This is a genomic window from Thalassoglobus polymorphus, from assembly GCF_007744255.1.
In the GTDB taxonomy this organism is placed as follows: Bacteria; Planctomycetota; Planctomycetia; order Planctomycetales; family Planctomycetaceae; genus Thalassoglobus; species Thalassoglobus polymorphus.
Genome location: NZ_CP036267.1, coordinates 2302416 through 2326092, shown reverse-complemented (window position 1 = coordinate 2326092; position 23677 = coordinate 2302416). Strand labels below are relative to the sequence as shown.

Here is a 23677-nt window from a genome sequence, read left to right as displayed (position 1 = left end):
GGAAACGTTGTTCATGTCTTATCGGATCATAGTGTAGTGATTTTGAGACGAGTAGGCATCACCATCTTTTTTTCACAGATGTGAGAGACTCTTCGCCACTTCCGCAAACTCAGAGAGCTCATTCCGTCTCATTCGCCAACCGCTGATGCTTCAGAAACCACTGATACAACTCTGGGTTGTTGTAGGTTTCCGTCCAGGAATCGTGCTGGGCATCCGGATAGATGGTCAATTTCGCATCACCACCATTTGATTTGATTGCTTCGACCATTTCGACTGATCTTTCAACCGGAACCGCACGATCTTTCGCTCCATGAAAGACCCACGCGGGAGTATCTTTCAAAGCCTTTCCGAACTGCCGATCGCCTCCGCCACAGATCGGTGCAATCGCTGCAAATCGTTTCGGGGCGTACATCGCCAAGTCCCAGGTCCCAAATCCTCCCATACTCAGACCGGTCACGTAAATCCGATCTGCATCAACTTTGTACTTCTCTTCGATTTCGTCAAGCAGCGCACTTAATTCCATCGCATGCCACCATTTCCCTTTCGGACATTGCGGCGAAACCACGATAAAGGGAAATTCTTTTCCCTGCTCAACCAGCTTTGGTGGGCCATGGACTTTAACACGTTCCAGGTCATTTCCGCGCTCACCTGCTCCATGGAGAAATAAAATGAGGGGCCATTTCTCTTGCTTCTCATAATCTTTGGGAAGCGAGATCAGATAGTCCATCTCAACCGTGACGGTCCTATTGAGTTTAGCCGACTTTTGATTTATCTCATCAGCTCCGACTTCGGAGAGAGAACATCCTACAAGAATGAAAGCAGCGAGAAGTGTTCGCATGTGTCGTTGTCCCGTTTTGATCTTGTATGAAAAACAAAGAGCTTTCAAACAATAGCAAACCTGCATTCGAGAAGCACTTCAAACGAGACGACAAACAGCGACTTGCTTATTGAGAGGGCCACTGCTTCTGGATGATAAAGAAACGCGAAGACTCTCGATAACAGTCTTCCTCCGGCCTATGCACGCTCACTAACAGCGGACGCCGAGATGCCGCGAAGTGCTCGCGAGAGAAATTCTGTAACGCTGCGGAGGTCTTCAACGACGGACAGGAAAGCTCGGCGACCTCTTCCGCCAGCCAGTGCGGTTTCCGAGCAATCATGAAAAGCGATTCGGGAGGAAACGTATCGATCCAGTCGACTTCACCTTCATAAATCCACGAGCCGCTCAGATGGTTTGTCGCCATCCTGTCCGGGAATTCGGCCGGTGCAGGGCTTTGGGGATGATAAAAAATCCTCCCTTTTACCAACGCCTCACTTCGAACAACCTCGGAGTAAAACTGCTTCCCTATCTTCAATTGATGATCGAATAACGACTTCACTTTCTTCTCAAAGTGGTCTCCGGAGTTTGGACCAATGAAGTGGCTACCACTTCGATGACTCCCCGGAAAGTGAAGATAAAACTTCACCGCCGTTTCCAGATGAATCACATCACCTTTTCCATCCCTGAAAAGAAAATCGATCTCACCAACAGTTCGCCCATCAACAAACAACTGTTTCTGATGTTCGATGATCTCATATCCCAGAAGTGTGCGCAGCCAAAACTCGATAAGAGACTCGAAGTATCGTCCGACACGAAAACTCTTGAGTGACTCAATATTCCTGTTCAACGTTTCCCTGGCAGTTATCAAATCGGTGTGCGAGTTGATCGGGCTGCCGGAATTCGATGTGAACGGTGAGAGCACATTTTCTTCGGTAGCACAGAAAGCACGAACATAATCGAGATCGACCGGAATACTCAGATCCCCAATTTCCGAGCCACGCCCGGGCCCTATCAACGAAGGGCTGGTGATCGCCCACTCGAGGTCACGAAGGATTCTTGAAAAGCGATCAGACATTATTTCTGGCGACTGGTCATTCAGCGATTGGCATCAAGCGATACAGAACAGAAGCTCGACTTTAACAAGTTGTCGCCAAGAAACGCGAATGATTCTCTTAGAGTAATTTGCTCTACCGTGCGCCAGTGAAGAAACAACGCCCTCAATTAAATACTGGACTCGACAATGCTGGCCCCAACAGTACGGTGCGCGGTAATGCTGGGCGCGGCAGTACATCACGAGAAAACGAAAAAACGACCGACTGAAATTTTCAGGCGGTCGTCGGGGATGATAAAGATTCAAATTGATGCTTCGCGATTCAGAGAATGAACGACATATCGGAATGACTATTCAGATTGTGGCCGTTGCCGAGATCGCTCGCCACGTCCTTCGCCGCGCCCCTCTCCACGTCCTTCGCCACGATTAGCTCCGCGGCCACCACGATCGCCTTGAGGACGATCTCCACGTCGCATTCTGCTTCGTTCGAGTTCGAAAGGCTTGCCCTTCATTTCTGCGAATTTTGTTTTCTGAGAGTCAGTCAAGACAGCCATCAACTTTTCGTCAGACTCTTTTCGGAGTGCCTCGATTTTCTCCCGAGCCTCTGCAAACCCTTCTCGGCCACCTTCACGACCGCCTCCTCGTAGACTTTCCATCAGCTCTTGCTGTGCAGCTCTCTGGCTTTCCAACAACTCTACAATCTTCAGTTGCTGCTCTTCAGAGAGTTCAAGTTTGACAACAACTTTGTCATCATCGAGTGCACGAATTCCCTGTTGTTGCAAGGCGATTTGTTCAAGCCGTGTCTTCTGTTCTTTCGAGAGATGTTTTTCGATTTCCTGAGCCGCTTTGGCATTGGTTTCATCGCGTTGTTTTCGGATTTCAGCCATCGCCTTGTCGCGATCCTCCTGGCTCATTTCACGAAGATTTCCAAAGTTCGAAAACTGTCCACGACCTTGTTCTCTCAAGTCCGAAACCACCTTTTTCACAGCTTCTAAACTCTCTCCTTCAAGACCGATCTCTTTCTGGACCTGCTCATTACCGACCAGCCCGATCATACTGAACTGTCCACCACCTGCCTGACCACCTCCGGGAGGACCACCTCGAAATCCACCGGGACCACGTCCCCGTCCGCCTCCGCCTTCGGGACGCTGTGCTTCGGCAATCGGCGAAAAGGCAACGAGCCCACCAAGAATCATCAATGTGAATAGAGAACGCTGCATCTGTTTACTCCGCAGTAAGGGTCGAGACAAAATCATCCAGTCGATCAAAGGGACCTGATCTGGCTCTGCGTCGTTTTCCACGCAGAACTTCTGGTTGTTAAACCCCTCTCACCCGCAAGAGTTCCGAAAATGTTTTTTAATCTTGATGCAGTCACCATTCAGAGTTGATCCAGGAGCACAGCGAACATTCAACCAACCAACTAGCCAACTAAGTTGTATCGATCCGAAAATGAAGTGACGACAAAAAAAACGCTGCACAGAGACATGTCTCTGTGCAGCGCAAGATCAATTCGAGTCGTCAGGATCGCTTAACGAAAGACGCCAGCATAATACCATTGACCACTCCAGGATCGCTGAACACCAAAACCACAGCGACCGTTTCCACCTAGAACCCACATGCGGTGTCCTGGTGAGTTAATCCATCCCTGAACGCATGCTTCCGGACTTCCATATCCACGACCAACAACTTGCTCACCGCCACCATGATACATCATGTTTCGGTTGGCCATATTGTTTGCCCATGCTTGGGCTTGGCGACAAAGATCTTCGTCCAACTGTTGAGCGAACATCCCTGAGCGGGCTCGATGATTCGTCGCCGACGCATACATTTGCTGGATGAGTTTGTACTCAGTGAGTGGCTTTGACTCAGTTCCGGATTCGGCTCCCATAAATAGAACCGCACACCCGAACAAACTCAATACCATTCCTCTTAGCTTCATCCTCGTCATTCTGCACTCCGTTTCTGGAACTGCCCGGAAAATTGGAAAAACCCGTAAGCTTTGCGCAGGATTCTTAATTTAACAGATGAGGAATTCAACCATTTTCACTCGGGGTTGCGTTAGAAACCGAAGATTGATTCAATCTCAATGTTGGGATTTCGCGCAAACCGATTCACAGCAATGAGATGAAAACACATCAGTCAGTACTAGGCAGTGCAGTTAAAATGTTCTGTTTTTGAGAATTCTCGCATTTAGAGCGATTTACAGAAAATTTGACGCACAGAGAGCTCGTTTTTGCAGGCGAACTCAGAGCTGAAAACGCTCCTCACACACAAAATTTGAAGCCAAATTTTCGCAAAAGATAGACATTCCAGCTCGTAGAAATGAGCGATTCACCGCATAAAAAGCCTCCTTCACAGACTCACACAACGCGAAAGTGTTGAATTGACAGCAAGTCTCGTGAACGACATCAAATTCAGACGTATTGTTAGTGTTCCATATTCTTCATCATTACATGTTTAGGACGAAACCAAGATGATCGTAACAAACACGGAAACAGTTGCTGGCTATGAAATCACAGAGATTCGCGGCATTGTTCAAGGGAACACGGTTCGTGCCAAACATCTCGGACGAGACATCATGGCTGGCCTAAAAAACGTTGTGGGAGGAGAACTCAAAGGCTACACAGAACTGTTGACCGAATCGCGACGACAAGCAATCGAGCGAATGATGGCACAGGCTGATGAGTTGGGCGCCAATGCCGTGGTGAATGTCCGCTTCACAACCAGTGCTGTGACGCAAGGTGCGGCCGAACTTTACGCTTACGGAACCGCAGTCATCGTCGAGCCAGCGACCATGAGCTAACCCAGCAAGGAAATTCTCTGCGCTTCCTCAATTTCTCTGGTTGCCACTTTTCACTGGTTGTCATTTCAAAATTTTCTTAGGAGCCATCTCGTGGACGACTCACTTGTTGCGGTGCTCATGATATGCTTTTGGGCCGCTTTGTTTATTGGAGTTCCACTGATCGGAATTGTAGGTGGGCGAGTGAATGAATATCGACACTTCAAAAGCCTTGAACGTCGAGAAGTAGAAGCTCACGATCTGATCGTCTCACAAATAAAATCGTTTCCAGCTGCGATACCAGGACAGAAACCACCAAAGATGGTCTACGCTGAAACAGTGATTGCTAGCGATTATCTGAAAACATTCTTAGCAGCGATCCGCGGGATCTTCGGCGGAGAAGTTCGCAGCTTTCAAAAGATGCAAGATCGCGCACGTCGAGAATCTCTACTGAGACTGATCGATTCTGCACGCCAGCAAGGCTACAACGCGATATGCAATGTCCGACTCGAAACAGCCGATGTCGGCGGCGGAGCAATGACACGCGGTAAGCAGGCCAACCCGATGGCCGCCATTCTTGGATCGGCGACAGCTTACCACGCCTCGACTTCGGAGTAAGTTTTTTGCCCAGTCATGACCCTTCGATTGAAAATGAACCGCATCTGCGAAATGGTGGATGGAAACGCGATCCCTCCGAAGAGAAGGCTGCCGAAAGAATTGACTATGAGCAGCATCACGAAAACATTGACGATGCGATTGACCAATCGATCTGGAGCGAGCCAAGCCGATCGCCTGAAATAAGCGGCCCTCCTCCAGAAGACGCGCTGACTTATGAAAATTGGCTCAACTGGCGAATTTCACAAACCGGATCTCTCGACAGTTGGGCACTCGTCTTATGCTGGGTTTGTGTCGCCGGTCCGCTGGCAGTCGTTGGAGTCCTTCTGGGAACCATTGGGACGATGTCGGGCATCTATCCGGTTCAGGCAATCCTCATTGGGCCGGTCGCTGAGGAGTTAATGAAAATCGCAATCCCGCTCTGGGTGATCGAACGTCGGCCCTACCTGATCAAGAATCGACTGCAAATTTTTCTGTGCGCCCTCGCTGGTGGCGCAGTCTTTGCAGCTGTCGAAAACGTAATGTATCTCGGCTTCGATCTTTTCAACTGGGAGAACCCGTTGACTCGCTGGCGATGGACAGTCTGCGTTGCCTTACATACGTTTTGCTGTCTCATTTCAGCCTTGGGACTTTCAAGAATCTGGCATCGCTGCATGCAGACCAAATCGTTCCCCAGCGTTCAACTCGGTGTTCCCTACTTCGTAACCGCAATCACGCTTCACGGGGCATACAACGCATTCGCAATACTTTTCGAAACAGTTTACGAACCGTTTTAGAACACTTTCGTGTTTCTTGTGTCCGCGAATTGAGCGTTTTGTTGAATGATTGGCTGAGTGCCACGAGACAGGACTACTACACCTTTATCAAAACCGATGTAGAGCAGTTGGTTCTACCAATTGAGCATGAAGGACGCGTTTCACCAGCAAAATTGGTGTTCGTGTTCTGCCTCGTGACGAACAGTCTATGAGTCAGGAATGTGACCTTCGCCGGCTCAACAGATATTGAAAATGCCCTGAAGCAAAGCCCAAAGCTGAATCACAAAGCTGATTCTTAATCGCCCCCGATGACATCACTCACGCTCCAGTTCTTGAAGTGAACGTCATAGCCCATGTCTCCATCTTCGTCTGTCTCTGCAAAGTACCCCGCGGACCAGTCCCATGTTTCTGCAGCAGTTGGGATGGAAATCGAGACCAGTTCAAACTCCCAGTTCTCTCCCACGTACTTACGGAGTGCAGCTTCGATTTCGGGGAGAATAGATGAATATTGGCTGCGAATTTTTCGAAACAGGGCTCTCTGAGATTCAGTTGGTCCATCGGCATTCGCATCAATAAAAATCATCACTCTCTCAATTTCACCTGCACCGAACTCGACATCTCCTTCCCAGTGCTCCCACTTCTCCCAAGACTTCAGGCTCCCAAAAAGTGGATCATCAAGGTGGATCTCCCGGCCTCTTCGATCCATGAAGGCGGAAAAGAGAATCCGAAACATCAAGACCACGAAATAAAGAACCGGAAGGAGTGCCAGCAGCACCACCAGAACGCCAACGACATTCCAGAATTCGACCTGATTCATTGGAAGCCTCATGGACGTCAGCCTGCGTTATCTTTGAGGTGAACTCAAGAACGTTCAGTGAGCCTGTCCGGGTGACGTTTTCTTATTCGCCCTGTGTCTGTCGTCGAAACCGCACGGTGCGAGTCTCTTCTTCAATGCCCGTTTTCTCAGTAAGCAGGCCGAATAACTCCGGACGGCGAGTGGTCAGCCAGCGTTGGCCGGTACACATCACCCTGAGAGATGGATCAAGGTCAGCGACAACCATTTCGTCCTGAGCTTTCCATGTTTCAGTAATCACATCCCCATAGGGATCGAGGATCATAGAATTCCCGGTGCGAACTTCGTTGTCGTCCGTTCCGACCCCATTGGCGAACAGCAAAAAGAGTCCGTTGTCGTGTGCGCGTGCAGGAAGCCATTTCATCAGCCATTGGCGACCTTTCGAACCTCTAAATTCGGCCTCAATCGCCGAGGGATTCTCTTTTCGCTGATCCCACAACTTCGTATCGACCACGCCCATGCACTTAGGGCTAGGCGAATTGCACCCGCCTGTTTGATGCGGGGCGAGCAAAATTTCGGCTCCCATGAGGGCATTCATCCGAACGTTTTCACCGATGTTGTTGTCGTAACAAATCAACACTCCAACACGCGCACCTTGCGGGATATCGAACACGGTGAAGTCATTTCCCGAACTCATGTGTTCGTTGATAAAGCAGTGCAACTTACGATGCGTTTCAACGCGTCCATCGGGCATCGCGACGACAAATGAATTGTACAGCTTGCCGTCGTCGCCCGCTTCAATCAGGCCAGCGCCGATTGTCATGCCGGTACGTTTCGAATGCTCCAGCAACTCTTGAGAGGCTGGTCCTGCAGGAACCGATTCAGCCAGCTCTTCAATTTGTTCACGCGGAAAGTCTCGTAGATGCCAATATCCGGTGATGCACATTTCCGGAAAGATAAGCAAGTCGACGTTGTCGGCAGCAGCCTGCTCCACAAAGCCGGAAATGATCTCCATGTTCGCAGCTTTGTCACCCGGAACATGATTGAACTGAACAGCAGCTGCACGAATTGGTTTCATCTTAGGATAACTTTTCGGACTGGTTCTAAAATAACAAGTCCCCGGAACCACTCAGGTTCCGAGAACTTGTCAACAGGAAGCAGTAAATTCTGCAATCATTCTGAAGTACAGAAATGTAGATCTCTTTAGGAATCTAATTTCCAACCATCACGATATTCACGAGAAAGCCACTTGTTGGCTTCTTCGTTGTTCGTGATTTTCATTTCTTTTTCGTTCCAGTTCAGTTTTTCGCCTTTGTAACGAACCGCGATGTTTCCGAGGAGGACGGCTTCAGTCAAGTTTCCACCGTATTCGAAACCATCACTCGGCTGTTTTCCAGAGAGGCAACCATCGACCCAACCGTGATAGTGATTCAAACTTTCCAGCACTGGGTATTCTTTATCAGAGGTACCTTTCCCGGTGTAAAGCCTCATCGCTCCGACGTGTGGAATCACCATGGTTCCAGTCTCTCCGATCAGAATCGATCCACTCGCAGGCAAGCGAACATCTCCAGGGATGTGTGAGCCACCTGTACTTGGCAGTGAACCGCCATCATCCCAGCTGATCGGAATCGACTTGCTCGTTGTATATTCCGTTCCCGGGAATGTGTATTTGACGTGCGTTTGGGCAGGCCAGATCTCATCATTCATCCCGGTGTGTCCGGCAGAAAAGGAGAGTGGTCCGTTGTTGATGTTCAAAGCAGTGAAGACTGGATCAAAGATATGGCACCCAAAGTCACCTAACGCACCATTGCCAAAATCTTGCCAGTCACGCCACCCCCAAGGGTGATAGCACTTCACGTCGCCGTAAGGACGCATTGGAGCAACACCGACCCAGAGATCCCAATCTGCAGTTTCCGGCGGTGCAATTGGAGACTTGGGACGGTCAACATAGCCAGACTTTCCATGGCCAGTCGCAGCACACCATGAGCGAACTTCTTTGACCTTGCCAATCGCACCATCCTGAATCGTCTTCGCAGCAGTCCGATAATGTGAATGCGAATGAATCTGGTTACCGAGTCGCGTAATGACTCCCGAATCTTTCGCCAGCTTTCGCAGCTGACGTGCTTCGCTGACGTTATGAGTCAAAGGTTTCTGACAGTAAACATGCTTCCCCATGTTCATCAGGTCAGTAGTAATGCGCGCGTGCATGTGATCCGGAGTGGAGACTGTCGAGCCATCAATCTTATCGCCGAGCTTCTCCAGCATCTCGCGGTAATCTTGAAAAATCGGCGCGTCGGGCTGAAGCTTGTGGACCTTTGCTGTACGAGCAAGATCGATATCGCAAAACGCCACATGATGCGTTTTATCGTGGCCAGCCATTTCGTTGATGTCCGACCAGCCTTTGCCGTCGCACCCGATTCCAGCAAGTTGAAGTTTTGAATTCAGGTTTTGTCCCCGAACAAATGCAGGAGCTGCCGCAACGAATGTTGTCGCTGCAGTTGTTTGAAGAAAAGTTCGGCGAGTTGGCATGAAGAGGTCTCCATTGAAAGGAAAGGGGCAGGACAAATTTTGTAGGAACACTTTCAGATCATGAGGAATTCACTTATCAATGGCAACTGATAGTGAAATTTCGCCCAAGATATTTAAGAACCAGCCTGGAAACTTTTGGAATGATCACTTCTCTCAGCGTCTGAGAGAGTAAATTCAGGTTTCAGGATCGGGTACTCTCACTTCACTTCAACATCGGACCGTTGTTGCAATAAAAGAGAGCGGTTCTAAAAGTATTACGAGAACTGATCCAAAAATTGTTTTTGGGTCTGATCGTTCTGCCTCGTGGAGAGTCGTGCACGAAGTCAGGAAAGCGAAATTCAAATTCCCTTACATCATTCTCAAAGGGCATCTTTGAGAGAAATCCATACCAGAAGGTCAAGTAATGAATCGTCGAACATTTCTTCAAGCCGCTCCCGTCGGAATCGGGCTGTCATACTTGAGTTCAAACCTGCTAGCACAGAACGAAAACGGAACAGCTCGGCATCCGCTACTTGCGACGCAGAACCCGATCATCATTCGAGGTCGGGACGCTGCCATGGGAGTCTTGAAGCCGAATGCAAAAGACTTGGAACATGGGCTGAATCTTCATGAAGAGAGTATCGTCTTTGATTCTTATGGATTTGCTCCGCGGGCATCTGTCGACGGTGAAGCACTTGCAAAGCTCGACGCAGCCCATGCTTCTGATGTCGAATTTGGAGAAGCCCGCACGAACATGTCAATGATTCGTCCGGCTACGGAGCCCAAGGAACGCGAAGAATTTCAGGAAGCGTTTCGATGTGCCGGGGTCACATGCATTTTCCAAAACGCAGGCGAAGAAGGGCAAGCAGTCCCTCGGCTGTTACAACGATTGGCTCGATTTACGTTCTTGACCGACATGCAGCGAGACGTGCTCGTCCGCGCTTCTCTTCCAGTCGATATCGAAAACGCGAAAAAGGCAGGCAAGCATTGCTTGTACCTAACCGGAAACGGGACTCCTTTGCCGCAAACCTGGATCTCCGTTCAAGAAGAACTTGCGTACGTTCAGTACTTCTTTCAACTCGGCATTCGCATGATGCACTTAACATACAATCGTCGCAACATGCTCGCTGACGGATGTGCGGAGACTGCCAACGGCGGACTCAGCGATTTCGGGCGAGCTGCCATCGCGGAAATGAACCGTGTCGGTGTGATTGTGGATGTGGCCCATACCGGCTGGCGAAGCAGCCGTGAAGCGGCTGAAGCTTCAACGAAACCGATGGTTGCCAGCCACACAGCTTGCAACGCAATCAACGAACATATCCGAGCCAAACCGGACGATGTTATTAAAGCCATTTGTAACACTGGTGGCCTGGTTGGAATCTGTCTGATTCCTAATTTCCTCGGAGGCAGTGGAGATATCTCAAGGCTTCTCGATCACATTGATTACGTCGTGAAGAAGTTCGGAATTGATCACGTTGCGATCGGAACCGACGTTGCGCACACGTCGCAGTATTCCGCCGAAGAGAATAAAAAAGTTCCCAAACGCGACAGAAGACGCAGCCGCTTCGCAGCACTTTGGCCAAGCGGTTCACTCGGTGGAAACTGGCCCGGCAGAGCGACACTCGCCTGGACCAACTGGCCTCTGATCACTGTTGGACTTGTCCAACGTGGATACTCCGATGAAGAGATTCAAAAGATCATTGGCGGAAACGTCATGCGAGTCTGTAAAGAAGTCCTGCCAGAAGAACTTCAAAGACTGAATGGCTAGAGTGGTTTGCTCTACCGTTATTTCTTGTGCCTGTGGAGATGTACGACTTCCCACTTAAAGCGTACTCTTCATGGGCACCGGGGAGAGTACGGGATAAGCAGAGGAGAATCGCAGCATCGCCACGATCTTCCACCCGCTTTCAGAAATCGCCTCATCGTTTGCTGCAATTTTGTTTTTTGCCCCACTCATTTAGAAATTTTGTAGAGATGGTGGAACGTTCTGAGGAATAATGCTCCGTTGGCAACTCCGGGAGAAGCCCGCATTCCTTCTTCAAGATGATTTTTGGAAACGAGTTGGAATTCTCTGCCAGCTTTCACAATCGAGGTTTCACCTTCTTCATTACATAGATAGAGCAAACCATTCGCGAGAACGGGCGAGGCGACAAATGTTCCGCCAATACGATTGGTCCAGACTTCTTCACCGGTCACAGCGTCGAGGCAAATTGCCACTCCGTTATCAGTCACCATGTAAACCAGTCCCTCGTAGAGAAGCGGTGTCGCCAATCGTGAATTTCCGCGCGGTCGATTCCAAAGGACGTGTGTTTCATCCACATTGCCGACTGTTGTTTTGTCGAGTCGAACTGCGATCATACTCGCACCTCGACCACCGCTGTTGATCACCACAATGTCTTCATGCAGAGCAGGGCGGGCGGCGGCGTTGTAGCCGTCGTGAGTGATCGTCCAGAGTTCTTTGCCTGTCTTGGCATCGTACCCAAACGCTGCCCGTGAACCGACGGAAAGGAGCTGAGTTTTCCCGTCGACTTCAACCAGAGCAGGCGTTCCAAATGCCTTTCGTAAATCACCATTTCGCTTCGGCTTCCCGTTCTCATCCAGATCGTCGTAATCTGTCGAGCGATCAACACGCCAGTTTGTTTCACCTGTTTTCTTATTCAACGACATCAAAAACTGCGCGTCGATGCAGTCGTAAGTCAGAATGAGCGAATCTTCGTAGATGATCGGCGACGAACCAGGCCCTCGAAAATGCTTGCCACGAATATCTCTTCGTTCCCAGACAATTTCAGCTGTTTCCGGATCGAGCCTTGCAGTCCCATAAGTTCCAAAGTGAACGTACACCGCATCATTTTCCAACACGCATGTCGGTGAAGCGTACGTATTCACATTATTCCCAAGCGGTTCAGGATCTTCGTTTTCAAAGATCAACTTGTGATGAAGCACCTTTCCGGTACTTTCATCGATGACATAAATGAACTGTTTCTTTCCATCGGTTGTTGCCGAGGTGAACCAGACTTTTCCGTTCCCGATAACTGGGGAAGCATACCCATCATCTTCTAATGCGATTTTCCAGGCGACATTCAGGCCGGACTCCTCATCCCATTTCACGGGCAGATTCTTCGCTGAACCAGCTGGAACAATCCCATTCATCAACGGGCCTCCACGTTCCGGCCACGCCGGTGATTTTTGAGTGGTGGAGGTCTCTGATGCAGTCGCCAAACTGACTGTGAACATCAAACAAAACACAAAAGCCAAGCGAGACATTGGCGTCCTTTTCAGCGAAAAAAGTTGAATTGAGAAACTTACGACAACTGATTCTGAAACCTGAGTTTGCTTTCTCAAACATTGAGAGATGCGACGATTCCAGAGATTTCCGGAATGATTCTAGAGCATTTTCAATGCCTGTCGTGCCCGTGAAGGCCACTTTCATGACCTCATAGACTGTTCGCCACGAGGCAGAACGTAAAGACCAATATTGGATTTGCTCGCGAAAACATTTGATTTTGAAACGGTCAGAACAGGTCGTTCCCTGGAGGGCTGTTAGCTGGGAACTGGGGTCGTGTCTACAATTTGTTGCAGGATCTGTCTTGCTCGATTTCGTTGGCCTTCGCGGATGACTCCACGACAAACGACACGATGAGCCAGTACTGGACTGGCAAGACGTTTCACATCATCGGGAATGACGTAATTTCGACCTTCAACGAGCGCCAGACTCTGAGCAGCTCGATACATCGTCAGCGCTCCACGTGTACTGACTCCAAGGGACAGTTCTTTGTTTTCACGGGTCGCTTGAACCAAGTCGAGGATGTAATCGGCCACCGACTCCTCGACCGTCACTTTCCGAACTTTTTGTTGCAGCCCAATAACTTGCTCATCCGTCATCACGGCCTGCAAATCATCAACAGGTTCACCAGTCCTATGAGAGTTAAAGACGAGGCGTTCCGCGTCTCGATCAGGGTACCCGACCGTTGTACACAACATGAAGCGGTCGAGTTGGTTTTCCGGAAGTGGATAGGTTCCTTCAAACTCAAATGGATTTTGTGTGGCAATCACAAGAAACGGCTTGTCGAGCTGGTAGGTTTGCCCGTCGACAGAAATCTGCCGCTCCATCATCGCTTCAAGCAATGCACTTTGAGTTCGTGGAGTGGTCCGGTTAATTTCATCAGAAAGAAGAACGTTTGTGAAAATCGGGCCTTTTCTAAACTCAAATGTCCCCTGATTGGGAAGAAAAATGCTCGATCCCAAAATATCGCTGGGGAGCATGTCTGGAGTACATTGCAGCCGTGAAAATTGACAATTCAGGCTTTGAGCAATCGCCTTTGCCAGCGAGGTCTTCCCCACTCCAGGAGAATCCTCAATCAGCAGGTGGCCTTCCGCGAGTAATGCCACAACACAAAGGCGAATCACCTCATCTTTTCCCAAGAGGACTTTGGCGATATTCTCTTCTAAAGAGCCAATCAACGAGGCAACATCTGTAGACACAAACCACTCCACCGGAGAAAATCAAACGGTTCCAATGCATGACAATATTTAGCCATAGTATACGGATCAACCTAAAGATGATCAGTGTGTCAGACGTTTGTCACTGAAGTTTTCACAAAATTTTCGACCGAACGTAGTTTCTGAAACTCAAAATTTCTTATGATTCTGCGTACCAGACAGAAGCCAACTCGGGCCTCTCTGAGTACAATCCTCCGCATGTCCCGCCCTCTTCAACAATTTGAAAATCTCGCCATTGTGGGCGTCGGTTTGATCGGTGGATCAATCGCCCTGGCAGCCAAAAAACATGGCCTCACCCGAAATGTGATCGGAATTGGGCGCAATGAACAGCGTTTGAAACTTGCTAAAGAACAGAAGCTGATTGATGTCGCGCTGACAGATGTGACTCAGCTGCAAAACGTCGACATCGCTGTGGTCTGTACACCTGTGAGCCGAATCGCTGAGGATGTGATTGCGGTCGCGCAAGCCACACCCGCATCGACATTGATCACCGACGCTGGAAGCGTCAAAGCAAGTCTTTGCACGGAATTGGACCAATACCCAGAGATCGCTGCACGTTTTGTTGGCTCGCACCCTTTGGCCGGTTCTCATCAGTCAGGCTTTGAAAACGCAAATGCGAGTCTGTATGAAAACCGCAAGTGTGTCGTGACCCCCTCTGAACATTCCCCTCAAGAGGTCGTTCAGACAATAAGTTCATTCTGGACCCAGCTTGGAATGGATGTTCGCTTCATGTCTCCACGCGAGCATGATCACGTACTGGCGATGACGAGCCACTTACCCCATCTCGTGGCAGCAGCTGTTGCAGATCAAATCGATGATCACACCGTCGACTTTGCAGCGACAGGTTTTCGTGATACAACAAGAGTTGCAGCAGGCGATCCGGGACTCTGGACAGCCATCTTCTCTGAGAATGCCCCTCAGCTCGTCCATGTGACTGACCAACTGATCGCGAAACTGACTCGATACCGAAACGCACTCCTGGAGAATGACGGCCAGACAGTTTCCGAACTTCTGAAACAGGCTCAGGAGAAACGAAAACTTTTCGAAGACCGTCAGCGAAGTAGCTCACCTCAGGGAGAATGAGATGGAACACCGACAGATCGGCAACTCAAATTTGTACGTTTCCCCCGTTGCTATGGGATGTTGGCCCATCACAGGGATCACGAGTACGAATGTCACCGAAGAACATAGTCTGGCGACACTGCGAGCAGCCTTCGACTCTGGCATCAACTTTTTCGACACCGCTTACATTTACGGTTATGAAGGGGAAAGTGAACGCCTGATCGCCCGCGCACTGGGAGATGTCCGTGACAAAATCGTAATCGCCTCGAAATGTGGACTTCATTGGGGCAGCGATCAAAAACAGGCTCGCGATGCTCGACCGGAGACAATCAAAAAAGAGTGCGAAGAAAGCCTCCAACGACTCAACACAGATCGAATCGACCTCTATTATCTTCACGCTCCCGATCCGAATGTCCCCATCGCAGAATCAGCGGGGGCGATTAGTGAACTTCTCAGTGAAGGCAAGATTCTCGCTGCGGGAGTCTCAAACTTCACAGAAATTCCTCAGTACGAAGAGTTCCATGCGGTTTGCACAATCTCAGCTGATCAACCGTTCTACAACATGTTGCAGCGAGAAATCGAAAAAGAACAACTTCCCTGGTGTCTGAAAAACAACGTGTCAGTGAATCCATACTGGCCTCTGATGAAAGGTTTTCTGGCAGGGAAAATCAGACGCGATCATGAGTGGGCGCCTAACGATGGACGACAAAGATTTCCCGTCTTTGTTGGTGAAGAATGGGAGAAAACACACGCATTTCTCGACGAAATTCGCCCAATCGCAGCTGAGGCCGAAATGACAGTCGCCCAACTGGCAATTGCGTGGGTCATCGCGCAACCAGGCATTGGAGCAGCGTTATGTGGGGCAAAGCGGCCAGAGCAGATTCAAGAGACAGCCCAAGCCATGAATCAATCCCTCACCGAATCTCAGCTCGCCAAAATCGGACAAGCAATCCAAAATCGTGGTGAAGTGAATCGCCACCCAGCGACTTAACAAGCTGAGAGATGAGCCCCGGCATCGCTATCAAATTTTCAAATTTGATGTTCGCGTTCATCTGCGTGCCGAGAAGTCCATGAAGTCAGATAAGTGATTTTCGCGGGCACAAAAGCATTGAAAACGTTCTCAGGATTTTTTTCACTTTGTCATTTTCTGCACTTGCTCAATGTCTTTGCGGACTTGTTGTTTCAACTCCTCAACCGTCTCAAACGATTTGACGTCACGGACACGCTCGATGAGATCAAGGCAAATTTTCTGCCCGTAGAGATCTCCTTCGAAATCAAGCAAGTGTGCTTCAATCTTCTGAACGACAATTCCAAATGTCGGATTCGGGCCGATGTTGATCGCAGCCTTCCAGGACTTTTCTCCAACCCTTGCAATCGCTGCGTAGACTCCGGGCTTGGGAATCTGAGTTTCGACTTCTCCGAGATTTGCTGTGGGAAATCCTAACATCCGCCCCCGCTCGTCTCCTCGAATCACAACTCCGGAAATTGCATAAGGTCGACCGAGTTGACTGGCTGCGAGAGAAACGTGTCCCTGTTTCAAATTACTGCGAATTTCACTCGATGAAACCATCAATTCACCGAGCAACGTTGGCGAAACGATTTCCAGCGACATCTGATGTTCAAAGCATAGCTGCTGCAAAGTTTCTGTCGTGCCTGCCCGGTTCTTTCCAAAATAGAAATTCGGCCCTTCCACCATCCCACGGGCTTGAAAATGGTTCAGAACGATTTGCTTGAAAAAACTTTCTGGTTCCAACTCCAGAAGTGAATGATCTGTCGGATAAACAACAACATGATCAACCCCGCAACTCTGAATGAGTTCAGCCTTCTCTTCTAAAGTCGTCAGTTTAGGCGGAAGAAACTCAGGGCGAAGCAACTGAATCGGGTGAGGATCAAAAGTCAGAACGGTGGAAGTTGTTCGCGCAGCTCTTGCCTTCTCGACTAACTTAGACAGAATCGCGCGATGCCCAAGATGGACACCATCAAAGTTTCCGATCGAAAGATAACCATCTCGATAGGGAGGCGAATCGTGAAGTCCTAAGTGGGTTGACATGAATCAATCATAAATTGGTAACGGTAATGGCAACGGCGAGTCCCAAATCGAGGGCAGGGCACCTTGAATCCCCATCAATATCAATGTTGTTAATAAATCGTCGTTGTTAATCGATGGTCAATGAAATTGATGATTACTGAACAGACTACAGACCCTCTCCAGTACTCATGCCGTGAAGGATTCTCTGAATTCTAGAGAGACCAGTTTCAAGTATTGAGATCCATCCTGCAGGCCAGGACAAATAAAGACCAATTGATCCAACATAGTCGTGAACGGGTGTCGCGAACGGATACCCTGCAGCGGTCTGCGAAATCGATCGGCAAACTTCGTGAAACTCAACGATTCAGTTCGGGCGTAACGGCTTGTATTGTAAAGTTTTAAGTGTGCACGTCGAGGATACTGTCGACATTCTCACTTTTCTCGCAACTCATTCCCTGCCAAGGGGTTCGAGCACTGCTTGGGGGAGTCAGTTTTGAGGGACCTTGCAGAAGATGGGGTGTCTTTCACAAGTTTAGAATGCTAAACTTCTCTCTACATTGACAATGGATGTCTCAAATGGATGTCTCAGAGGTTGCAGCGTCGAGTTTGCTTTTTGAACGGCGGCACGTCACCTCAGGATGAAGGGATTCAACGATGTTGCTCTCGAACACGATGTGGCGCAAGCTGATGACCAACTTGGGGTTGGTTGTTTTCATGCTCTTTCTCTTTGCATTCAGCAGCTTTGCCGGGATCAACTCATACAGTCGCATGGTCAACGATCTTGAGCTCAGCATCACAAATATGCCGAGCCGGGACCGGTTGATCGCTTCATTGGCGAATTTGCTCAAGCCATTCAAAGTCGACTTGCCAGACGAAAGCAAGCCGCATGCACTGCGAGTTGAACGAGCGACAATACAGCACGACCAATTTGAGCAAGAGCTTGCAAATGTCACTGTCAGAATCGACCAGTTCGAGCAAGCTTTTCAGAAACTCCCGGACAATCTTCGTCCGGGGTACGCTGAAGAGAGTTCCTACTTCTCCATGTTTCGGACGATCCATCAAAGGCTCGAAACTCTGAAGTCTGAAAGAGACCTGCTTTTTGACCCAGATTTACGTGACGGCTATATTCGAGGGGTGACGCGGACAGTCGCCGAACTCACGGAAATCGCTGAAAGCCTTCCTGATCCATCGAACCGATTGGGCGAGCGTCTGAAAGAGGCTCGCGATGACAAGCAAATTCACTTACGAGTCGTCGCCGCGACCGGCCTGCTTTCAGTGGTGCTTTTAGGGTTATTAATTTATTGCTCCTGGCGGTGGATTTTCAAACCGATTCTTGGGCTCACCGAAGGAGTCGAGAAACTTTCAGCTGGTAACTACAACTACCGTTTGGACGTTAAAACCCAGTGCGAACTCTCGCAAATGGCGAATACATTCAACGAGATGGCGGCCAAGATCGAGCAGGACCAGTTGGATAAAGAAGAGGAAATCAAAAACCGCAGCAAGCAACTTGTTCAATCGGAACGTCTGGCCGGAGTCGGTTTTCTCGCCTCAGGTGTGGCACACGAAATTAACAATCCACTTTCGGTCATCATGAATGCCATCAACGGCGTGCAACGACGTTTAACAGATGACGTAATGACTCAACTTCCAGACAAGGATCGAAAGCGAATTCTGGACTACCTGAACCTTGTCCTTTCAGAGGCGGAACGCTGTGAGACGATCACCAAGAAACTGCTTGATTTCTCTTACGGAAAAGCCGACGAGCGGAACTTGTACGATATCGTCGCTGTCTGTCAGGAAGTCGCCTCAATGGTCGGACACCTGAGCAAGTATCAACAGAAACAAGTCACAGTTGATAGAACTGACCCATTGCACGCTTGGGTGAACGGACCTGAAATCAAACAGGTTGTTCTCAATTTAGTAGCGAATGCTCTGGATGCCTCTGAAGATGGAAACTCCGTGGAGATCTCCGTAAAAGAACTTCCTGATCAAGTTGAAATCTCCGTGACCGATCACGGAGCGGGAATGACAGCTGAACAACAGACGAAGATTTTTGAGCCGTTCTTTACAACGAAGGAAGTCGGAAAAGGAACCGGACTCGGGCTTTCCATCACCCATCGAATCGTCGTTGACCACAATGGTCGTCTCGAAGTCAACAGTAACGGACCGGGAACCGGCTCGACGTTCACTTTGCGATTACCCAAAAACAAAAAGCAAGCACGAGCAGCGTAAGCCGCTTGAAATCGTCAGAGTTCCGAGGCATGAGAGCAATTTGCTCCGCCGTGTGTCCGTCCTAGAGCATCTTTCGAATTGGTTTGCAGGTTCTGCCTCGTGGCGAACAGCAATTCTATTGATGAAACGCGTTCTTCACGGGCACACGGTAGAGCAAACTGCTCTAAACCCGAACATCAATGCAAAAACGACTCTAACTTGTACCTTGTGAACGCTTACGCAACAGCGGCAAAAGTTGAATCGCCACTGCGATTGTTGCGACAAGACACATGGCAGCGAACCAGTCTCCGAATCGGACGTAAAGACTCGTTCGATCATCGATAGGAACGTCAGCGACGAGTGCACAGTTGAGCTGGCGATAGAACTTGCCGGTTTTGGGATCTCGCATCGATTCACGTGGAGCAACATCTTCAAGCTTCGCATCCAGATCAATAAAGTATTCTGGATCGCGAATGACACCGTCACCGTCGATGATCGCAGAGATTCCAGTGTTCACAGCCCGCACAATTGGCGTCCGAGTTTCAACAGCCCGAAACGAACTCGTAATCAGATGTTGATCCAATTCGCTGGAACCATGAAACCAGCCATCGTTTGTCAGATTCACGAGTAAATCGACTTGATTTTTCTCTGAGTCAGAAGCGGAGTTCACCATTCCTCGCACCAGATGCGGAACGGTATCTTCAAAGCAGATCGTGGGAAGGATTCGCCAGTCCTTGTGTTCAAAGACTTCAACAGTGCTTCCGGCATCGATTCCGTATTCACCTCGCATGGGGGCAAGACTCCCAATGATCGGCACGTTTTTGAGCTGACTTTGAAATGGAATATACTCGCCAAAGGGAACGCGATGAATTTTATCGTAACGGTTTTGCAGCCCTCCATCCGGCTCAACAAACACCGCAGAGTTGTAGTTTTGAACCCCTTCCCGCGTCGCATCTGCGACAATAATTCCGATGACAAGTGCCGCATCCGTTTTCTCTGAGAGTCCAACAAGTGAGTCTTGCGAGTTGCGGTTTTTCCAGTCTTCAGTACGAAGCATAGGATGAACGGTGTCCAGTTCATCATCGGACATCGTCTTGTCGTATTCCATCATCGGGTAACGGAACATCGCTTCCGGCCAGATGATGACATCAGGCTGATACGGAACCGTGAGTCCTGTGAGGGTATTGTGAGTCTGATAGATCTCGCCCCATTGTTCCCGGTCAGATTTGAGTGACGCAGGAAAATTTCCTTGAATCAGAGAGACTCGTGGTCCCGGCGTAAACTCAGACTGGTTGCGCCTCATCACTCCATAGCCAAGTGCAATCCCGACCAGGACAACAGAAACGACAACTCCTTGAAATCGACGACGTGGAGGCGTTGCGTCATCCGCTGCCAGACTTTCAGCACTGGTAAGTCGGAACTTGCTAATCCACGAAAGCGGTATTGCCTGAGCGATGGCTGCATTTGCCATCACAACAAGAAAGCTCACTCCATACGCTCCAAAAATGTCACTGACCTGGATGATCTCCACCCAGTTGTGTTGCGTATGACCGATGTAATACCACGAGAATCCAGAAATCAAATAGGCTCTCAAATATTCAAGCCCCACCCAGAAGACGGGCGCTGCTATGTACAAAGGTGTGCGATATCTCCACACAGCACTGCGAGTGAGGGCGATAAAGATCGGCCAGAAAAAAGCCATGTACGCTGAGAGAGCCAGCAATGCAAAATACATCAAAGGATCGCCGAGCCGCATCCATTGCAAAGTGATGAGCCACATCACAAAACCAACGACGTACAAACTTCGGTACATCCGACTCGTACGATGTTCAATCCGTGCGAGCATCAGCAGTGGAACCAGACAGACCCACGCCAGCGGTCCCACATCGACGGGAGTAAACGACGCCCATGTTAAGCAGGCAGAGATTGAAATGAGAACGACAGTTCCCCACCCACCAGGACGCGTATGACGACCAGCAGAGATGATTTTCTCAATGCGTTCGCCCTGTGCAGCCCCGGCTGGAGCGTTGGCTGTCTCTTTCGAAGCGGTCATGTCGTCCATGGCATGAGTTTCTGCTGATGATGATTACAGGTACGTCAATTTGAATTCTATTCATAAACCGGGAGCAATAATTTGCTCCAGTTTGCGTTCGCTTTCCTGAATCGACTTCAAGAAAACTAGAACCAGTCCGAAAACCTCTGGAATCACCACTTTTCTCAATGCTTGAGAGAGCAATTTCAGAATTCAGGATCAGCTCTATTATGAATTGTGCGTCAGTTTAGGCTCAATACGACTCCCAGACCAGAGCAGTACCTGAACAGTCTCTCCCCTCTGAAAAGTGTGAATCCCAGCTGGAAACAAGGCACTACAATTGGCGAGAATCGTTGATCGCAAATCTGATGAGCCTTTCCAGTTCGTCGGCGTCAAATGGAGTTTATTCGAGTCGGCTTCCACAATCGATGGAAACCAGACATCACGATCCCCTCGCTGCTCGAACTTTTTCGTTAACTCTGCTTCCAGCAATTGTGGCGAAGCATTTGGGCTTCCTGAGAATTTTTGAAGGGCAGTACGCACGAAGAGTTCGAAGCAAACCATACTGCTGACAGGGTTTCCGGGCAGTCCGAAGACATAGCACTCTGAAGCCGGTTCAGTTTCACGTTTTCCGAACCAAATCGGTTTTCCCGGTTTCATGGCGACTTTGTGAAAGACTTTTCTGACGCCTGCTCTTTCGAGTTCTGATGGAACCAGGTCCAGTTTCCCGGCTGAGACTCCCCCCGAAAGACAGAGAAAATCCGCCTGCAAACCTTGCTGGATTTTGGCTCGCAGGTCTTCGCGGTTGTCTCTGGCGATATCAAGAATCTCCGGCACAGCCCCGGCAGCGCTCACTTGTTGTGCGAGCATCAAGGCGTTGGAGTTGCGAATTTGCCCCGGGCCCGGTGTTGCATCGACGGGGACCAATTCGTCTCCCGTCGCCAGAATTGCAACAGAAGGTTTGGGGTAAACAGGAACATGTGCCAGCCCCATCTCCGCCAACAATGCTATCTCCTGAGGGCGAATCAGTTGACCCGACGCGATGACATCCTCATCCACTCGCATGTTAGTCCCTTGGCGAAGGATGTTGCGTCCAGATGCCACTTCACTTTCCAAGGTCAGGCAAATTCGTGAGTCGCCAAGCTCTCTCGATTGTTCTACCGGAATGACCACATCTGCTCCTTCTGGAATCGGAGCACCGGTCATAATTTGAATGGTTTGTCCCGAGCCAATTGAGAGCGTTGACTCGTGGCCAGCTGCCAGTTCGCCAATTTTAGAAAATTCAATTTCGCCGATTCTCAAGTCAGAACTGCGCACTGCGAAGCCGTCCATCATCGACTTGTCAAACGGAGGAGAATCTTCGGGACAGACAATCTTCTCAGCGAGTCGACTCCCCAAAGCATCTAACAATGAACTTGCTTGCTTGGGAGCCGAGGAAACTGTTTCTCTGATTAAACCCAGAGCTTGGTCGACATTCAACATCGGTAGCACTTCTCTAACCTCAGACGTTATACGCCAAGGCGGTTATTTGTCGGGTCGATGAGCCACAGCCAGTCATCAAACAGAAACTCAAATCGAATCGCCAGCAGTGCGATTCTGCCCATCACTGTATAGCCGAACGCAGCTCCGAAGGTGACCATCAGCACCCAGATGCCCACTCTGGAAACGTGCCCGACGAACCCGGTATGTTCAATCGAAAAGAAGAAATACACGACCGCTGACAGAACGGAGAGAACAAGTAGCAGGTTTTGCACACTCTGCCAGAACGGAGAAACTGAAGCGACTGTGCCAACGGCGTCGCTGACTTCAGGAACGACAATCACCGGCTTAATTGTGCTTCGAATCTGACTGAGAAAGTCGGCTTGAATAAAACCAACCAGCCGGATTCCTGCCGTCGAACCAATAATAAAAGCAAGCGGCCAGCGAGCAATCCATGCTCCACGTGGAGAGAGTCGCCAAAGCAGCATGCCACCGAGGATGAGCGGAATCAAATACATCCACCAGTTTTCATCACGGACAGTCGGAGCTCCCGGCATTGCCCAGGATTGAATCCATTTCGGCCAAATCTTGCCGAACAGATTAGGAATCACGACCGTCCAGAATCCGATCACCATCCAGTAACCGGCTGAGATGCCCACAAAAATCGACTCAGAAAATTTGTAAAATGGATTGTCTCGGTACAAAAATGAAAACACACATAGGGTCAGAAAGGCAGAGACCCAAATCCCTAAGGAGCGAACTGGGCTGTAAACTGCCGAACCGGTGACGTAATCGTTGTGCGTTGCATTAAAATACTGACCGTCCAGCTCTGTGACGTACGCCGATCCGGCCCCGACAAAGATCGCTTGATACAGCAACCAGCAGGCGAAGACCAATCCAAAAACCGCCCAGGCTTTTGAAAAATCTCGATTACTTTCCGGAATAGATGCAGTCTCTGCCAAAGTCTTTCCTGCTCAATAATTCGACAAGGTGAATCCGTATTTCGGGAACTCCGTATCACGAGAACATTGTTCCTGGTGTTCCGA

Annotated in this window: 20 protein-coding genes; 7 read left to right on the top strand and 13 right to left on the bottom strand. The window is 49.5% G+C overall.

From position 1 onward, the window contains the following. Window positions 1-118 precede the first annotated feature (118 nt). From Mal48_RS08505 to Mal48_RS08490, 4 genes are all read right to left on the bottom strand, one after another. A complete protein-coding gene (locus tag Mal48_RS08505) occupies window positions 119-838 on the bottom strand; it encodes a carboxylesterase family protein (RefSeq protein ID WP_197442169.1) in 720 nt (239 codons plus the stop codon). A 106-nt stretch (window positions 839-944) separates the two neighbouring features. Continuing rightward, window positions 945-1892, bottom strand: coding sequence for a DUF1853 family protein (locus tag Mal48_RS08500; RefSeq protein WP_145197978.1), 948 nt, complete (start codon window positions 1890-1892; stop codon window positions 945-947). A 326-nt stretch (window positions 1893-2218) separates the two neighbouring features. Then, complete coding sequence (locus tag Mal48_RS08495) at window positions 2219-3088, bottom strand: hypothetical protein (RefSeq protein ID WP_145197976.1); 870 nt, start codon at window positions 3086-3088, stop codon at window positions 2219-2221. Between the two features lie 308 nt (window positions 3089-3396). Beyond that, window positions 3397-3816, bottom strand: coding sequence for a CAP domain-containing protein (locus Mal48_RS08490; RefSeq protein WP_145197975.1), 420 nt, complete (start codon window positions 3814-3816; stop codon window positions 3397-3399). 525 nt (window positions 3817-4341) lie between these two features. Between Mal48_RS08490 and Mal48_RS08485 the strand changes: the two genes are divergently transcribed. The 3 genes from Mal48_RS08485 to Mal48_RS08475 all read left to right on the top strand — a co-directional run bounded on the left by Mal48_RS08485 (window position 4342) and on the right by Mal48_RS08475 (window position 6038). Continuing rightward, complete coding sequence (locus Mal48_RS08485; protein WP_145197973.1) at window positions 4342-4671, top strand: YbjQ family protein; 330 nt, start codon at window positions 4342-4344, stop codon at window positions 4669-4671. Window positions 4672-4761: 90 nt separating this feature from the next. Beyond that, window positions 4762-5265: a YbjQ family protein gene (locus Mal48_RS08480; RefSeq protein ID WP_145197970.1), complete on the top strand. Its 504-nt coding sequence runs from the start codon at window positions 4762-4764 to the stop codon at window positions 5263-5265. Between the two features lie 5 nt (window positions 5266-5270). After that, complete coding sequence (locus tag Mal48_RS08475; protein ID WP_145197968.1) at window positions 5271-6038, top strand: PrsW family glutamic-type intramembrane protease; 768 nt, start codon at window positions 5271-5273, stop codon at window positions 6036-6038. A 274-nt stretch (window positions 6039-6312) separates the two neighbouring features. Here the strand turns inward: Mal48_RS08475 and Mal48_RS08470 are convergent, their stop codons facing one another. The 3 genes from Mal48_RS08470 to Mal48_RS08460 all read right to left on the bottom strand — a co-directional run bounded on the left by Mal48_RS08470 (window position 6313) and on the right by Mal48_RS08460 (window position 9339). Then, window positions 6313-6834: a hypothetical protein gene (locus Mal48_RS08470; protein WP_145197966.1), complete on the bottom strand. Its 522-nt coding sequence runs from the start codon at window positions 6832-6834 to the stop codon at window positions 6313-6315. Window positions 6835-6916: 82 nt separating this feature from the next. Next, the gene (locus Mal48_RS08465) at window positions 6917-7888 is read right to left on the bottom strand and encodes a nitrilase family protein (protein WP_145197964.1); all 972 of its coding nucleotides are present in this window, start codon (window positions 7886-7888) and stop codon (window positions 6917-6919) included. Between the two features lie 125 nt (window positions 7889-8013). Beyond that, entirely contained in the window at window positions 8014-9339 is a 1326-nt protein-coding gene (locus Mal48_RS08460) for a Gfo/Idh/MocA family protein (protein WP_145197962.1), read from the bottom strand. A gap of 403 nt (window positions 9340-9742) precedes the next feature. Here Mal48_RS08460 and Mal48_RS08455 point away from each other — a divergent pair, with 403 nt between their 5' ends. Further along, window positions 9743-11086 carry a dipeptidase gene (locus tag Mal48_RS08455; protein WP_145197960.1) on the top strand — a complete coding sequence of 448 codons (1344 nt, stop codon included), beginning with the start codon at window positions 9743-9745 and terminating at the stop codon, window positions 11084-11086. Between the two features lie 185 nt (window positions 11087-11271). Here the strand turns inward: Mal48_RS08455 and Mal48_RS08450 are convergent, their stop codons facing one another. Continuing rightward, complete coding sequence (locus Mal48_RS08450; RefSeq protein ID WP_145197958.1) at window positions 11272-12582, bottom strand: outer membrane protein assembly factor BamB family protein; 1311 nt, start codon at window positions 12580-12582, stop codon at window positions 11272-11274. Between the two features lie 276 nt (window positions 12583-12858). Further along, window positions 12859-13800 carry an AAA family ATPase gene (locus Mal48_RS08445; protein WP_145197956.1) on the bottom strand — a complete coding sequence of 314 codons (942 nt, stop codon included), beginning with the start codon at window positions 13798-13800 and terminating at the stop codon, window positions 12859-12861. 216 nt (window positions 13801-14016) lie between these two features. On the opposite strand from Mal48_RS08445, the gene Mal48_RS08440 reads away from it, so the two are divergent. Further along, a complete protein-coding gene (locus Mal48_RS08440; RefSeq protein WP_197442168.1) occupies window positions 14017-14901 on the top strand; it encodes a prephenate dehydrogenase in 885 nt (294 codons plus the stop codon). Window position 14902: 1 nt separating this feature from the next. After that, window positions 14903-15871, top strand: coding sequence for an aldo/keto reductase (locus Mal48_RS08435; protein WP_145197952.1), 969 nt, complete (start codon window positions 14903-14905; stop codon window positions 15869-15871). A 141-nt stretch (window positions 15872-16012) separates the two neighbouring features. On the opposite strand, the gene Mal48_RS08430 is transcribed toward Mal48_RS08435, so the two are convergent. Further along, window positions 16013-16930 (bottom strand): bifunctional riboflavin kinase/FAD synthetase, encoded by a 918-nt coding sequence (locus Mal48_RS08430; protein WP_145197950.1) that lies wholly within the window; start codon window positions 16928-16930, stop codon window positions 16013-16015. Window positions 16931-17563: 633 nt separating this feature from the next. Between Mal48_RS08430 and Mal48_RS08425 the strand changes: the two genes are divergently transcribed. Next, complete coding sequence (locus Mal48_RS08425; RefSeq protein WP_145197948.1) at window positions 17564-19141, top strand: sensor histidine kinase; 1578 nt, start codon at window positions 17564-17566, stop codon at window positions 19139-19141. Between the two features lie 193 nt (window positions 19142-19334). Here Mal48_RS08425 and lnt read toward each other — a convergent pair whose 3' ends face one another. The 3 genes from lnt to Mal48_RS08410 all read right to left on the bottom strand — a co-directional run bounded on the left by lnt (window position 19335) and on the right by Mal48_RS08410 (window position 23593). Further along, complete coding sequence (gene lnt, locus Mal48_RS08420) at window positions 19335-21182, bottom strand: apolipoprotein N-acyltransferase (protein WP_145197947.1); 1848 nt, start codon at window positions 21180-21182, stop codon at window positions 19335-19337. A 198-nt stretch (window positions 21183-21380) separates the two neighbouring features. Further along, window positions 21381-22634 (bottom strand): molybdopterin molybdotransferase MoeA, encoded by a 1254-nt coding sequence (locus Mal48_RS08415; RefSeq protein ID WP_145197945.1) that lies wholly within the window; start codon window positions 22632-22634, stop codon window positions 21381-21383. A 26-nt stretch (window positions 22635-22660) separates the two neighbouring features. Beyond that, entirely contained in the window at window positions 22661-23593 is a 933-nt protein-coding gene (locus Mal48_RS08410; protein WP_145197943.1) for a hypothetical protein, read from the bottom strand. Between the last annotated feature and the right edge of the window lie 84 nt (window positions 23594-23677).